Source organism: Rhizobium leucaenae USDA 9039 (assembly GCF_000426285.1).
GTDB classification, from domain to species: Bacteria; Pseudomonadota; Alphaproteobacteria; order Rhizobiales; family Rhizobiaceae; genus Rhizobium; species Rhizobium leucaenae.
This window is the reverse complement of sequence record NZ_AUFB01000004.1, coordinates 221,296-235,649: the sequence shown is the minus strand read 5'-3', so window position 1 is coordinate 235,649 and position 14,354 is coordinate 221,296. Positions and strand designations below refer to the sequence as shown.

Sequence of the window (14,354 nt, the reverse complement as noted above, 5' to 3'; positions counted from 1 at the left end):
TCTTGTCAGCCCTTTTAATATGTATATACATTATGAGCCCATAAGGAAAGGCGTAAAGCTGATGAGTGGGAACAATTTTTCCAGCGATAGCGTGATATCCGAAGGTAAAAGCCGCCTTTGGCGCAATGCCCGTTTGGTGACCTTGCAAGGCGATCGGCCGGGGCTCGGCATTGTCGAGAAGGGTGCGATCCTGACCAAGGATGGCCACATCGTTTTCGCAGGTCGCGAAAGCGATGCGCCTGAGATCGGCGATGCCGAAATCGTCGATCTCGGGGGACGTTGGGTCACGCCTGGTATCATCGATTGCCACACGCACATCGTTCACGGCGGCAACCGCGCCCGCGAATTCGAGATGCGGCTGGAAGGTGCGAGCTACGAAGAGATTGCTCGCGCCGGGGGCGGCATCGTTTCCTCCGTCAACGCAACGCGCGCGCTGTCCGTCAATGATCTCATTGCGACTGCCTTACCGCGCCTCGACACGCTGCTTGCCGAAGGCGTCAGCACCATCGAGGTGAAATCCGGCTACGGCCTCAGCGTCGAATCCGAATTGAAGATGCTGCAAGCCGCCCGGGCGCTGGAAGATGCCCGTCCGGTCCGCGTCGTCACGTCCTATCTCGCCGCGCATGCGACGCCGGCGGATTATAAGGGTCGGAACGGCGACTATATTTCCGATGTCGTGTTGCCGGGTCTGGAGCAGGCGCATGCCAGGGGCCTGGCCGATGCCGTCGACGGCTTCTGCGAGGGGATTGCCTTTTCGCCGGCCGAGATCGCCCGTGTGTTCGATCGTGCCAAGTCGCTCGGTATCCCTGTGAAACTGCATGCCGAGCAGCTTTCCAATCTCGGCGGCGCCAAGCTTGCCGCCTCCTATGGCGCTCTTTCCGCCGACCACCTCGAATATCTCGATGAGGATGGCGTGAAAGCGATGGCGGAGGCCGGCACGGTCGCGGTTCTCCTGCCCGGCGCCTTCTACGCCATCCATGAAAAGCAGAAACCTCCGGTCAAGGTGCTGCGTGAGGCAGGTGTTGCGATCGCCATCGCCACCGATTGCAATCCCGGCACCTCGCCGCTGACCTCTATGCTGCTGACGATGAACATGGCGGCGACCCTCTTCGGTCTGACCGTCGAGGAATGCATCGCGGGTGCCACCCGTGAAGGTGCCCGGGCTCTCGGCCTGCTCACCAAGACGGGCACGCTGGAGGCCGGCAAATCGGCCGATTTCGCCATCTGGAACATCGAAAGCCCTGCCGAGCTTGTCTATCGCATCGGCTTCAATCCGCTTCATGCCCGCGTTTTCAAGGGAGAAAAATTCGACCGATGACCGTCACACTCCATCCCGGCTCCGTCTCGCTGAAACAATTGGCTACGATCTATTGGACCGGCGAGCCTGCCAAGCTCGATACTTCCTTCAATGCCGGCATTCTCAAAGCCGCTGTGCGTATCGCCGAGATCGCCGCCGGTAATGCGCCGGTCTACGGCATCAACACCGGATTCGGCAAACTGGCTTCCATCAAGATCGACAGCGCCGACGTTGCCACCCTGCAGCGCAATCTGATCCTTTCGCATTGCTGCGGCGTCGGCCAGCCGCTGCCGGAGAATGTCGTCCGCCTGATCATGTCGCTGAAGCTGATCTCGCTTGGCCGCGGCGCTTCCGGCGTACGGCTGGAATTGGTGCGGTTGATCGAGGCGATGCTTGAAAAGGGCGTCATGCCCGTCATTCCCGAGAAGGGTTCCGTCGGCGCGTCCGGCGATCTCGCCCCGCTCGCGCATATGACGGCAGTGATGATGGGTCACGGCGAGGCCTTTTATGCCGGCGAACGGCTGGACGGCGCTGCGGCGCTAAAAAAGGCTGGACTGACGCCGGTCGTGCTTGCGGCCAAGGAAGGCCTGGCACTGATCAATGGCACGCAGGTCTCCACGGCCCTCGCTCTTGCCGGCCTTTTCCGCGCCCATCGCGCCGCGCAGGCAGCATTGATCACCGGCGCGATGTCGACGGATGCCGCCATGGGCTCGTCCGCGCCGTTCCATCCCGATATCCACACGCTGCGCGGCCATAAGGGCCAGATCGATACCGCCGCTGCCCTTCGCGGCCTGCTTGCCGGTTCCGTGATCCGTCAAAGTCATATCGAGGGCGACGAGCGCGTCCAGGATCCCTACTGCATTCGCTGCCAGCCGCAAGTCGACGGTGCCTGCCTGGATCTCCTGCGTTCGGCCGGCCGAACGCTTGAAATCGAGGCCAATGCGGTCACCGACAATCCGCTTGTCCTGTCTGATAATTCTGTGGTGTCCGGCGGCAACTTCCATGCCGAGCCGGTAGCTTTCGCCGCCGATCAGATCGCGATCGCTGTCTGCGAGATCGGCGCGATCTCGCAGCGCCGCATCGCGCTGCTGGTCGATCCGGCCCTGAGCTACGGCTTGCCGGCTTTCCTCGCCAAGAAGCCCGGCCTGAACTCCGGACTGATGATTGCCGAGGTCACCTCCGCCGCGCTGATGTCGGAAAACAAGCAGATGTCGCATCCGGCTTCCGTCGATTCGACGCCGACGTCAGCCAACCAGGAAGACCATGTGTCCATGGCTTGCCATGGCGCGCGCCGGCTCCTGCCGATGACCGACAATCTCTTCGGCATCGTCGGCATCGAGGCGCTGACGGCAGCGCAGGGCGTCGAACTTCGCGCGCCGCTGACTACCAGTCCGGAACTGACCCTTGCCATTGCCACTATCCGTGCTGCAGCCCCCACGCTGGATGAGGACCGCTACATGGCAAACGATCTAAAGGCCGCCAGCGACCTCGTCGCTTCCGGCGCGCTCAACGCATCCGTATCCGCCGGCATTCTGCCCTCTCTGGAGATATGACATGACCAACCCACGCCATAATATCCGCGAAATCCGCGCACCTCGCGGCCCGGAGCTCAACGCCAAGAGCTGGATGACCGAAGCGCCGCTGCGCATGCTGATGAACAATCTCGACCCGGACGTTGCGGAAAACCCGAACGAGCTGGTCGTCTATGGCGGCATCGGCCGCGCTACCCGCACCTGGGACGATTTCGACCGTATCGCTGCGACGCTGAAGACGCTCAACGAAGATGAGACGCTGCTCGTGCAGTCCGGTAAGCCGGTCGCCGTGTTCCGCACCCATAAGGATGCGCCGCGCGTGCTGATCGCCAATTCCAACCTCGTGCCGCACTGGGCGACCTGGGATCACTTCAACGAGCTGGATAAGAAGGGCCTTGCCATGTACGGCCAGATGACGGCCGGATCGTGGATCTATATCGGCACGCAGGGCATCGTGCAGGGCACCTATGAGACCTTCGTCGAAGCCGGCCGCCAGCATTATAACGGCAACCTCAAGGGCAAGTGGATCCTGACCGGCGGCCTCGGCGGCATGGGCGGCGCGCAGCCGCTGGCGGCCGTCATGGCCGGCGCCTGCTGCCTCGCTGTCGAATCTGATGAAACCCGCATCGATTTCCGCCTGCGCACCCGCTATGTCGACGAGAAGGCAAAGACGCTGGATGAAGCGCTTGCCATGATCGACAAGTGGACAAAGGCCGGCGAAGCCAAGTCCGTCGGACTGCTCGGCAACGCCGCAGAAATCTTCCCCGAGCTAGTGAAGCGCATGAAGGCCGGCGGCCCGCGCCCGGATATCGTCACCGACCAGACTTCTGCCCACGACCCGCTGAATGGCTATCTGCCGGCGGGCTGGACTGTGGCCGAACACAGAGCCAAGCGCGAGAGCGATCCGAAAGCCGTCGAAGCTGCCGCTCGCGCTTCGATGAGGGTGCATGTCGAAGCAATGGTCGATTTCTGGAATGCCGGCGTGCCGACGCTCGACTATGGCAACAACATCCGCCAGGTCGCCAAGGGCGAGGGTTTCGAAAACGCCTTCGCCTTCCCGGGCTTCGTGCCGGCCTATATCCGTCCGCTCTTCTGCCGCGGTATCGGTCCGTTCCGTTGGGCGGCTCTCTCGGGCGATCCGGAGGATATCTACAAGACCGACGCCAAGGTGAAGGAGCTACTGCCTGACAACAAGCACCTGCACAACTGGCTCGACATGGCGCGCGAGCGCATCGCCTTCCAGGGCCTGCCGGCGCGCATTTGCTGGGTTGGCCTCGGCGATCGCCACCGCCTCGGTCTGGCCTTCAACGAAATGGTCAGGAACGGTGAGCTGAAGGCGCCTGTTGTCATCGGCCGTGACCATCTGGACTCCGGCTCGGTCGCTTCGCCGAACCGCGAAACGGAAGCCATGAAGGACGGTTCGGATGCCGTTTCCGACTGGCCGCTGCTCAATGCGCTGCTCAACACCGCATCGGGCGCCACCTGGGTGTCGCTGCACCATGGCGGCGGCGTCGGCATGGGCTTTTCCCAGCACTCCGGCATGGTCATCTGCGCCGACGGCACGGATGATGCGGCCAAGCGCTTAGAGCGGGTTCTCTGGAACGACCCGGCAACCGGCGTCATGCGCCACGCCGATGCCGGCTACGACATCGCCCTCGATTGGGCCAAGAAGCAGGGCCTGCGCCTGCCGGCTATCCTGGGGAACTAAGATGAAGCTGCTGCGCGCCAGCGACCACAAACGCATGCCTTGGAAAAACGGCGGCGGCGAGACGGTGGAAATCGCCGTTTCGCCCGAGGGTGCCGGGCTTGCCGAATTCGACTGGCGCGTCAGCATGGCGACCGTTGCCACGGACGGGCCGTTTTCGGTTTTCCCCGGCATCGATCGCACGCTATCCATTCTCGATGGCGCAGGCATGACCCTCTTTATCGAGGGGCGCGCGCCGGAAGGCCTGACGCAGGCGAGTGAGCCGCTGCCCTTTGCCGCCGATGCGCCGACCTCGGCAACCTTGATCAATGGGACGATCACGGATCTCAACGTGATGACGCGGCGGGGACGCTTCACGCATTCGGTGCAGCGCGTTTCGGTTGACGGAAATAGTGAAGTCGCTTTCGCCGGTGGGACTAGTCTTGTTCTTTGCCATCGCGGCAATGCCGAGGTCGACGGTAGGACGCTTGCCGCGGGGGACTGCTTGCTTATCTCGGATGATCACGCCACACGGCGCTCCATCTTTGGCAAGGCGGAGCTGTTCTGCATCGCCATCGAAGCAATATAGCCGGCTATCAACTGCCTCTGACTTGACATGGACATGCCCCCGCTATCCTATTTCTGCGCAGCAGAGAGGATGCCCGCATGAGCGATGATCAGATCCCCGCCGACAGCAAGCTCACTGCCTCCAAGCGCCGCTGGGCGGCGGAGGGCAAATTTCTGACCGGGCGCATCAGCCGGCCGGAAACCGAGCGCTTGCCGCCGGGGCAGCATCTCGTCAGGAATTGGCCGGTGCTCGATCTCGGTCAGCAGCCGCAGGTTTCGCTATCGAGCTGGCGGCTTGATGTGCTTGGGTTCGTGGAAACGCGGCTCAGTCTGAATTGGGCCGCTTTTCAGGCGATCGAACAGAGCACCAGGGTTAGCGACATTCATTGCGTGACAACCTGGTCGCGCTACGACAATCGCTGGGAAGGCGTTTCGACGCGCGATCTGCTTGATCTCGCCATGCCGACTGTCGAGGCGCAGCATGTGCTGCTGACGAGCTATGACGGCTATATCACCAATCTGCCGCTTGCCGATTTTGCTGCCGAGGATGCTATTCTGGCCACGGCGTGGGAGGGCCAGCCGCTGACGCGTGAGCATGGTGGTCCGATGCGTCTCGTCGTGCCGCATCTTTATTTCTGGAAGAGCGCCAAGTGGCTGAACCGCATCGAGCTCATCGGTGCCGACCGGGCCGGCTTCTGGGAGAAGAACGGCTATCACATGTATGGCGATCCCTGGCGCGAGCAGCGATACTCGGACGATTGATGCCTGCGATGTTGCAGGCGGAGGTGACGCCAGCGCAAATCCCGGGGGAATCGCAACGCTTATGTCACCGTGTCAATTTTTGATGGCTGGGATGCGGCTTTGCGGCTTTGCAATCGATGGTGATGGGCGTATTCAATGATCGTATGATTACTGTCGGCGAACGCCCGGCCCCCTAACATTATTCTCCGAAATTTATCTCATGACCGTTGTCCGGACCACAGAGCAGCAATCCGAAGAAAGTTTCGGCCGACAATCCCGTATCATCGCTTTGGTCGTCGCCGTCGCATTCTTCATGCAGATCCTGGACGGCACGATCGTCACGACCTCGCTGCCGCAGATGGCGGCAACCTTCGGAGTCGAGCCGGTGTCGATGAGCATCGGCATCACAGTCTATCTGTTGACGATGGCGGCCTTCGTGCCGCTGGCAGGTTGGGCCGGCGATCGTTACGGCGCCCGGCGGGTGTTTCTGGCATCGATCACAGTCTTCACTGCGGCATCGCTATTCTGCGGCCTCTCCGGCAATCTCGTCGAATTCGTCATCGCCCGTGCAGTGCAGGGTATCGGCAGTGCGCTGATGACCCCGGTCGGACGTATTATCGTGCTGAAAAACGCCCGCAAATCCGAGCTCGTGCACGCCATATCGATGATCACCTGGCCGGCGCTGACCGCACCCGTCATCGGCCCTGTGCTCGGCAGTTTCATCACCACCTATCTCACCTGGCACTGGAACTTCCTGATCAACATTCCGATCGGCATCCTGGGGCTTGGGCTTGTTCTGCGCTTCGTGCCGGACCAGCGCGAAGAGAAGGTCGCGCGGCTCGATTTCATCGGTTTCCTGCAATCGGCGGTGGGGTTGACTTTCCTGCTCGCCGGCTTGGAATTCGTGGTCCAGGGGGCCACCGGATTGGCGCCCAGCGTTGGGCTCATTGCTGCCGGCGTGGTTTTCTCCGTCATTGCCACCCGGCATTTCTTGAGGATCGACGCGCCCTTGCTCGATCTCTCCGCCTTCAAGGTGCAGACCTTCGCCATGTCGACGCTTTCGGCCGGAACGGCGAGCCGGGTGGCGATCAACGCTACGCCATTCCTGGTTCCGCTGCTCTTCCAGGTCGGCTTCGGCCGTACGGCGATCGACGCCGGCACCTATCTGCTGTTCTACTTCGCCGGCAATCTCGGCATGAAGGCGATCACCACGCAGATGTTGAAAATCTTCGGCTTCCGCAACGTGCTCGTCGTCAATGGCCTGATTTCGTCGGCCAGCATCGGTGCATGCGCGTTTCTGTCTCCGTCGACGCCGGACTTGCTGATATATAGCTTACTATTCGTTGCTGGACTTTCGCGATCGATGAATTTCACGGCACTGAATACGCTCGGCTTTGCCGATATTAATGCCGCGCAGCGCAGTTCTGCCTCGACTCTTTCGAGCATGCTGCAGCAGGTTTCGCTGTTGCTCGGCGTTGCCGTCGCCGCTGCCGTTCTCAATCTCTCCCGCACCATTCATGGTGGAGAAACGCTTTCGCTCGTCGATTTCCGCTGGGCTTTCCTTGTTGTGGGTCTTATCGGTGCCATCTCCGCATTGCGTTTTATCAGCCTGCCGCACGATGCGGGCGCAGAGGTGTCCCGCCATAAAGTGAAGACCTGATCAAAACCTTCAAATTCTTAACGATATTGAGACGCAAGCCGCTGTAAAATGGCTTGCCAGTTCCCATATGAATTTTGCGCCAACTCCCATAGGAGGCAGTCTCATGCTGCTCAAAACTTTCGCCATCTCCGCCCTCGTCGTCGGCATGTCCGGCGCCGCGATGGCGGAACAGGTGCACAAGCATCATCCTAAGCGCGTCGATGTCGAGACGTTCCAGACCGATATCGGCAATGTCGACCATTCGAAGGATGCGATCCTGCCGGATGGCACTATCAATACCGATCCGTCGGTGACTGGCCCGATCCGCGCGGGCGATGCGATGACCCGGCTGCAATGCGCTGCTGCGCCGAACTCGGTCGGCGTGCGCTCCAACACCTTTACCGCCGGTTCGGCTTCGCTTTGCCCGTAACGGCGATATGGCGTCGGATGGCTCACGCCATTTCGATATCGGTTTGATTGAACCGGTCGCTTTTCGACAATAGCGGCTGGCGATAATAGCGAGCGCAGGCATAAGTCATGCAATCGTCAAGGCTGAGGCGTGCCGGATGGCCGCCTTGGCCGAAGCGCTCGTAAGCTTCGGTCGCCAAAACGGCGGCACGGGGTGGCACGGCAAGCATCTGAATGTTCATGAGCTGCAGAAACGTGCGCACCGCTTCGCCGGCCCCGGTCGGCGGCAATCCCAAAGCGGCGGAAACCAGAATTGCGGCATTTGCTGCCGCAAGCGGCGATGTCATCCGCGCTGTCGCCGGCTGCATGCGAATGGCGTAGGCGCGCGCCTCCTCCTCGTCGGTCATCATTGCCGATAACACGGACGCATCGACAAACATCACGCATCCTCCGTTGTGGCAGCGTTTCCACTGTTTGCGGTGGCTTTCTGCTTGAGATTGCGGCAGAACGCGACGGCAATATCGGCAAGGGCTGGTTTGCTCAGCTCTTCATCCAATACTTTCTGCAAGGCAAGCCGCACCGCTTCGGTTTTGGTAGAGGCCTTGGTCAGCGCCTGATAGCGCCGTGCCAGCCGATCAATGGCATCATCCTTGATGTAAAGCGGCATGGATATCCTTTCGATCTTTTCTGAATATCCTTACGGCGGATCCACCATGAGCGCAATCGCCTCCACGCCGCAGTGAAGCCGGCAGGGTTGCCGTCATCTGTCGCGCATATTTAGATGACGAACATCATTTAACGTGATAGCAATGGGCTGAAGATACCGTTTGCTGACCATGAGGAGATGTCATGCCCGCTATCGATCCTGTTGTCATCGTTTCCGCCACCCGCACGCCGCTCGGCCGTTTCCAGGGCGAATTGTCACCGTTGCAGGCGCCGGAACTCGGCTCCCATGTCATTCGTGCTGCCCTGGAGCGGGCGGGATTGGCTGCGGAGAAGGTGGACGAGGTGCTATTCGGCTGCGTCCTGCCGGCTGGGCAGGGGCAGGCGCCCGCCAGACAGGCGGCGCGAGGCGCAGGGTTGCCGGATGCGGTCGGCGCCACGACGATCAACAAGGTCTGCGGTTCGGGCATGAAGGCGACCATGCTGGCGCACGACCTGATCCTTGCCGGCTCCGCCTCGATCGCGGTTTCCGGCGGCATGGAGTCGATGTCGAATGCGCCCTATCTGCTCGCCAAGGCACGCGGCGGCTACCGCCTGGGCCATGACCGCATCTTCGACCACATGATGCTCGACGGACTGGAGGACGCCTATGAAAAAGGCCGCTCGATGGGCGAATTCGGCGAAATGGCGGTCGAAGCCTATCAGTTCAGCCGTGACGATCAGGATGCCTATGCCGTCGAGACGTTGACGCGTGCGCGCAGGGCGATCGAGACGGGCGCCTTCGAAGCCGAGATCGCGCCGATTTCCGTTGCCGCCAAGGGCGGACCGGTGACGATCGCCAAGGATGAGCATCCACAGAAGGTCTCGCCGGAAAAGATTCCAAGTCTGAAGCCGGCCTTCCGCAAGGACGGTACGATCACCGCTGCCAGCGCCTCGGCCAATGCGGATGGCGCGGCTGCCTTGGTCCTGACGCGTCGCTCGATCGCCGAGCGTGAGGGACTGCCGATCCTCGCCGAGATCAAGGCCCATGCCACCCACGCTCAAGAGCCGGCCTGGTACACGACCGCGCCGATCCCGGCGATCCGCAAGGTCTTGGACAAGACCGGCTGGAAGGTCGGCGATGTCGACCTCTTCGAGATCAACGAAGCCTTCGCCGTCGTCGCCATGGCCGCCGCCAAGGATCTCGGCATCGACCGCGACCGCCTCAATATCAATGGCGGCGCCTGTGCGCTCGGCCACCCGATCGGGGCCACGGGTGCACGGCTGATCGTGACGCTGCTGCATGCGCTGGAGCGCCAGGGCGGCAGGCGCGGTGTCGCCGCGCTCTGCATCGGCGGCGGCGAAGCGACGGCGATTGCGGTTGAGCGGGTGAACTAAGGATGGAGGCGGTGGCCGCCTCGTCCTTCGAGGCCCAGTCGTTTCCGCTGACGCTTCATCGGCTGGGCACCTCAGGATGAGGCGGAGAGGGCGCAGTGCGGAGTGAGGTTAAAAAAAGGTCAGGGCAGCTGGCGAGAAGACCAGCCCTCACTCTGAGGTGCAGAGGCCGCAGGCCGGAGCCTCGAAGAGCGAGGGCGGGTGGCTTAGCACCTCACCCCTCCGATAGCTCCTCCAGGATCGGACAATCCGGCCGATCGTTGCCATGGCAGGCATGGACCAGATGCTCCAGGGTGCGCCGCAGTTCGGCCAGTTCGCGGATCTTGCGGTCGATCTCGATGAGTTTCGATGTGGCGATCTCCTTGACGTCGGCGCTAGCGCGGCTTTTGTCTTCGTAAAGCGCCAGCAGTTGCCGGCACTCGTCGACGGAGAAGCCGAGGCTGCGGGAGCGGTGCAGGAGACGCAGCTTGTGCACATCGTCGGCGCCGTAGTCGCGATAGCCATTGTCGCCGCGATCGGGGCGGATCAGGCCGATATCCTCGTAATAGCGGATCGTCTTGGCCGGCAGGCCGGAGCGGCCGGATGCTTCACCGATATTCATGTGATCTCTCCTTATTCGCGAGCCTCAGCCGCAGTGCGTTGGCGATGACCGAGACCGAGGACAGGCTCATGGCGGCCGCCGCGATCATTGGCGACAGAAGCAGGCCGAAGAGGGGGTAGAGCACGCCCGCAGCAAGCGGCACGCCGAGGGCGTTGTAGCCGAAGGCGAAGGCCAGGTTTTGTTTGATATTGCGGATCGTCGCTTCCGAAAGGTGCCGCGCCCGGACGATGCCGTTGAGGTCGCCTTTTACCAAGGTGATGCCGGCGCTTTCCATGGCGACATCGGCGCCGGTGCCCATGGCGATGCCGACGTCGGCGGCGGCCAGCGCCGGTGCGTCGTTGACGCCGTCGCCGGCCATGGCGACCACGTTGCCCTTGGCCCTGAGCTCGTCGATCAGCGCTTTCTTGCCTTCCGGCAGCATATCGGCGCGTACTTCGTCGATGCCGAGATGCGAGGCGACGGCCTTGGCGGTCTGGGCGTTGTCGCCGGTCGCCATGATGATTTTCAGGCCGCTGTCGTGCAGCGCCTTGATGGCGGCCGCTGTGGTCGGCTTGACCCGGTCGGCGACGGCGACAACACCGGCGAGCTTCTTGTCGATGGCGACGAACATCACGGTTTTGCCTTCGCCGCGCAGACGATCGGTTTCCGCCTGCAACGCATCGGTCGCTACGCCGAGATCGGTCATCATCGCAGCATTGCCAAGAGTGATCTTGGTCTCCCCAGCGCTGCCCTCCACGCCCTTCCCGGTCTTTGCCGCGAAGCCGGATATCTCGACAAGGCTGGCGCCGCGCTCCTGTGCGCCCGCGACGATCGCCTCGGCCAACGGATGTTCGGAGCCGCGTTCCAGGCTTGCGGCAAGCGACAGCAGGCGGGCCTCGTCTACGCCGACAGCAGGGACGATATCGGTCAGGTTCGGTTTGCCCTCGGTCAACGTGCCGGTCTTGTCGACGATCAGCGTATCGACCTTGGCGAAGCGCTCAAGTGCCTCGGCGTCGCGCACCAGCACGCCTTCCTGGGCGCCTCGGCCGGTGGCGATCATGATCGACATCGGCGTTGCAAGTCCCAATGCGCAGGGGCAGGCGATGATCAGCACGGCGACGGCGGCAAGCAACGCATGCGCCAGCCTCGGCTCCGGTCCGACAAAGGCCCAGACCGCAAAGGCGATGATGGCGGCGGCCACGACGGCGGGCACGAAGACGGCCGAAACACGATCGACCATCGTCTGGATCGGCGCGCGGGACCGCTGCGCCTTAGCAACCAGCTCGACGATGCGCGATAGGGTGGTTTCGGCGCCGACCTTTTCGGCGATCATGATCAGAGTGCCATTCTTATTGATCGTGCCGCCGGTCAGCGCATCGCCCTCGGCCTTTTCGACCGGCAGCGGCTCCCCGGTGATCATCGATTCGTCGATGGTCGACTGGCCGTCGACGACCGAGCCGTCCACCGGCACGCGCTCGCCGGGGCGCACGCGCAGCCGGTCGCCGGCCTGGATGTCATCGACGGGTACATCGGTTTCGTTGCCACCGGCGCCGATGCGGCGGGCGGTCTTCGGCGCGAGGTCGAGCAGCGCGCGGATTGCCGAGCCGGTGCGCTCGCGCGCCTTCAGTTCCAGCACCTGGCCGACGAAGACCAGAGCGACGATGACCGAAGCGGCTTCGAAATAAACGGGCACAGCCTCGCCGTGGCCGCGAAAGCTCATCGGGAAAATATCAGGCACGAGGGTCGCCACGAGGCTGTAGAGATAGGCCGTGCCGACGCCGAGACCGATCAGAGTCCACATGTTCGGGCTGCGGTTGAGAACCGAATTCCAGGCGCGGCGGAAGAAGGGGAGGGCAGCCCACAGCACGACGGGCGTCGCCAGCACCAGCTCGATCCATGTGGCGGCGGGCTCACCGATCCGGTCGCGCAGGGGAAGGCCGAGCATCGGCCCCATGGCGAGGATCAACAGCGGCAGCGACAGCGCGGCGCTGATCCAGAGGCGGCTGACAAAATCGACGAGTTCCGGGTTCGGGCCTTCATCGGCGGCAGGCACACCCATCGGCTCCAAAGCCATGCCGCATTTGGGGCAATCGCCGGGATGGTCGCTGATGACCTCTGGATGCATCGGGCAGGTATAGAGCGTGCCTTTCGGCATCGGCGCCGGCGCCGGCTTTTTGCCGTCGAGATAAGCGGCCGGATCGGCCTCGAACTTCGTCTTGCAGCCTCCGGAGCAGAAATAGAATTTCTCGCCCTCGTGCTTCAGGAAATGCCGCGCGGTGGCGCGGTCGACATCCATGCCGCAGACGGGGTCTTTGGCCGTCAGATAGTTTTCAGGCGTTGCTTCGAATTTGTTGCGGCAACCTTCGCTGCAGAAGTGGAACGTATGGCCGCGATAGTCCAATGACGGCTTGCCGGCCTTCGGATTGACGGTCATGCCGCAGACGGGATCGCGGATGACAGCATCCTGCGGCGCGTCGTGATGATGATGGTGGTCGTGTTCGTGTTCGTCGTGCAATGCCATGGAAACTCCAGTGCCCGGAAGCGGGCGTTGGATAGGTTTATGAACCTTCCTGTTACTGGAAGGTCAAGAGAAAAATGGTAAGCACTGTCCACAATTGAAAGAGGCGGCTTTCTATGCCGATGCCGTCAGGGATGTTAACTTCCGTAAGAATGAATCAATCATGTGATTCCAATGCGATATGATCTTGTCACTTTGCCGCTGACGACGCTTCTGCCTGCGATGACTAGGGCGGAGGATATGCTGGCGCGGCTGGACGAGCGGGTCTTGCGGCATGTGGTCGGCGACGGCTTTCGCGAGCGCGGGCATTTTTTCGATGCGGTCGGCGCACTCTGGGTCGGCGGCGAACTGGTGCATGTCGAGGATCTGGTGCTGCATGATGCTCATGTGGATGTTCGCGCGCCGACGCATGAGCTGACCATCGCCCATGCCGTGCTCCGTGCCCGGCGACGGCTATGGAGCGCCGAGCCGGATTGGGGGCTGGGAATGGCCGGTCTTGCCACCTTGCGCGGCGATGTCGGTGATGCCGAGGAAACGGCCACTCCGCGGCCTATCTCTGTCGCGAGCGCGGAAGCAGAAGAGAAAGATGATGACGAGGACGAGGATGATTTCGGCATGGATTTTGCCGAGATCGACGCCATCATCGCCCGCTCCGGCCAAGTGCTGGATGGAAAGCTTCCGGAAGCCAAGGTCGTGACCACGGACGATCCGCTCGGCCTGATCCAAGATCAGGATTGGGACGAAAACGAGCGGTTGGAGAACTGGCGCTCAATTATCCACCAGGCCGATCTCCTGCCGCCGGCTTTTGGGGCTGCCGTGCTGTTCGACGCCTGGGAGCGGCTCGAACCGCTGCGGCGGCAGCATTGGCTGGGCAGCCTGCTCGTCAGCGCCTATCTTCGCAGCCGCGGCAAGGTCACGTCACACCTTTTCAGCCTCAATACAGGCCTGAAGTCCGTTCGGCGCGAGCGCCGCCGCTCATCTGACGGCACGACACGGCTGACCGCGTTTCTCGAAGCCATGGCACTATCGGCGGAGGCGGGGCTGAAGGAGCTCGATCGCCTGTCGCTCGCCAAGATACAGATGGAACAGCGGCTGAAAGATCGGCGGTCGAACAGCAGTTTGCCCGGTGTCATTGAGATCGTACTTTCCCGGCCTATCGTTTCCGCCAGCATGGTTGCACGCCATGTCGGCGTTACTTCCCGCGGCGCTCTCAATCTGGTGGCGGAACTCGGCGTGCGTGAGATGACCGGACGCGGGCGCTATCGCGGCTGGGGTATCCTTTAGTGTAGTGAGCTCTAGATTGCTCATCTGAAGGTCGCGCCGTTGTCCGCGCGGCGGAATGCGACTAGCT

13 protein-coding genes are annotated in these 14,354 nt (G+C 62.3%); 9 read left to right on the top strand and 4 right to left on the bottom strand.

What is annotated here, in order from left to right; genetic code table 11:
• Window positions 1–61 precede the first annotated feature (61 nt).
• The 7 genes from hutI (at window position 62) to K290_RS0108155 (ending at window position 7,890) form a co-directional block, all read left to right on the top strand.
• The gene (gene hutI / locus K290_RS0108185) at window positions 62–1,318 is read left to right on the top strand and encodes an imidazolonepropionase (protein WP_028751457.1); all 1,257 of its coding nucleotides are present in this window, start codon (window positions 62–64) and stop codon (window positions 1,316–1,318) included.
• Window positions 1,315–2,850 carry a histidine ammonia-lyase gene (gene hutH, locus K290_RS0108180; RefSeq protein WP_028751456.1) on the top strand — a complete coding sequence of 512 codons (1,536 nt, stop codon included), beginning with the start codon at window positions 1,315–1,317 and terminating at the stop codon, window positions 2,848–2,850. Before hutI ends, hutH begins: the two co-directional genes overlap by 4 nt.
• Before the next feature lies 1 nt (window position 2,851).
• Window positions 2,852–4,537 (top strand): urocanate hydratase, encoded by a 1,686-nt coding sequence (gene hutU / locus K290_RS0108175; protein ID WP_028751455.1) that lies wholly within the window; start codon window positions 2,852–2,854, stop codon window positions 4,535–4,537.
• Window position 4,538: 1 nt separating this feature from the next.
• Window positions 4,539–5,102, top strand: coding sequence for a HutD/Ves family protein (locus K290_RS0108170; protein WP_028751454.1), 564 nt, complete (start codon window positions 4,539–4,541; stop codon window positions 5,100–5,102).
• A 77-nt stretch (window positions 5,103–5,179) separates the two neighbouring features.
• A complete protein-coding gene (locus K290_RS0108165; protein ID WP_028751453.1) occupies window positions 5,180–5,842 on the top strand; it encodes a sulfite oxidase-like oxidoreductase in 663 nt (220 codons plus the stop codon).
• Between the two features lie 199 nt (window positions 5,843–6,041).
• Entirely contained in the window at window positions 6,042–7,481 is a 1,440-nt protein-coding gene (locus K290_RS0108160) for an MFS transporter (protein WP_028751452.1), read from the top strand.
• A 103-nt stretch (window positions 7,482–7,584) separates the two neighbouring features.
• Window positions 7,585–7,890, top strand: coding sequence for a hypothetical protein (locus K290_RS0108155; protein WP_028751451.1), 306 nt, complete (start codon window positions 7,585–7,587; stop codon window positions 7,888–7,890).
• 22 nt (window positions 7,891–7,912) lie between these two features.
• Here K290_RS0108155 and K290_RS0108150 read toward each other — a convergent pair whose 3' ends face one another.
• Both K290_RS0108150 and K290_RS0108145 read right to left on the bottom strand, forming a co-directional pair.
• Entirely contained in the window at window positions 7,913–8,308 is a 396-nt protein-coding gene (locus K290_RS0108150) for a type II toxin-antitoxin system VapC family toxin (RefSeq protein ID WP_028751450.1), read from the bottom strand.
• Window positions 8,308–8,535 (bottom strand): type II toxin-antitoxin system VapB family antitoxin, encoded by a 228-nt coding sequence (locus tag K290_RS0108145; RefSeq protein WP_028751449.1) that lies wholly within the window; start codon window positions 8,533–8,535, stop codon window positions 8,308–8,310. The genes K290_RS0108150 and K290_RS0108145 overlap by 1 nt, the downstream gene beginning before the upstream one ends.
• Before the next feature lie 182 nt (window positions 8,536–8,717).
• Between K290_RS0108145 and K290_RS0108140 the strand changes: the two genes are divergently transcribed.
• Window positions 8,718–9,908 carry an acetyl-CoA C-acyltransferase gene (locus K290_RS0108140; protein WP_028751448.1) on the top strand — a complete coding sequence of 397 codons (1,191 nt, stop codon included), beginning with the start codon at window positions 8,718–8,720 and terminating at the stop codon, window positions 9,906–9,908.
• Between the two features lie 211 nt (window positions 9,909–10,119).
• Here the strand turns inward: K290_RS0108140 and cueR are convergent, their stop codons facing one another.
• Complete coding sequence (gene cueR, locus K290_RS0108135) at window positions 10,120–10,506, bottom strand: Cu(I)-responsive transcriptional regulator (RefSeq protein WP_028751447.1); 387 nt, start codon at window positions 10,504–10,506, stop codon at window positions 10,120–10,122.
• On the bottom strand, window positions 10,493–13,000 hold the full coding sequence (locus tag K290_RS0108130; RefSeq protein ID WP_425337584.1) for a heavy metal translocating P-type ATPase: 2,508 nt from the start codon (window positions 12,998–13,000) through the stop codon (window positions 10,493–10,495). The genes cueR and K290_RS0108130 overlap by 14 nt, the downstream gene beginning before the upstream one ends.
• A gap of 177 nt (window positions 13,001–13,177) precedes the next feature.
• On the opposite strand from K290_RS0108130, the gene K290_RS0108125 reads away from it, so the two are divergent.
• Complete coding sequence (locus tag K290_RS0108125; protein ID WP_028751445.1) at window positions 13,178–14,287, top strand: RHE_PE00001 family protein; 1,110 nt, start codon at window positions 13,178–13,180, stop codon at window positions 14,285–14,287.
• Window positions 14,288–14,354 lie beyond the last annotated feature (67 nt).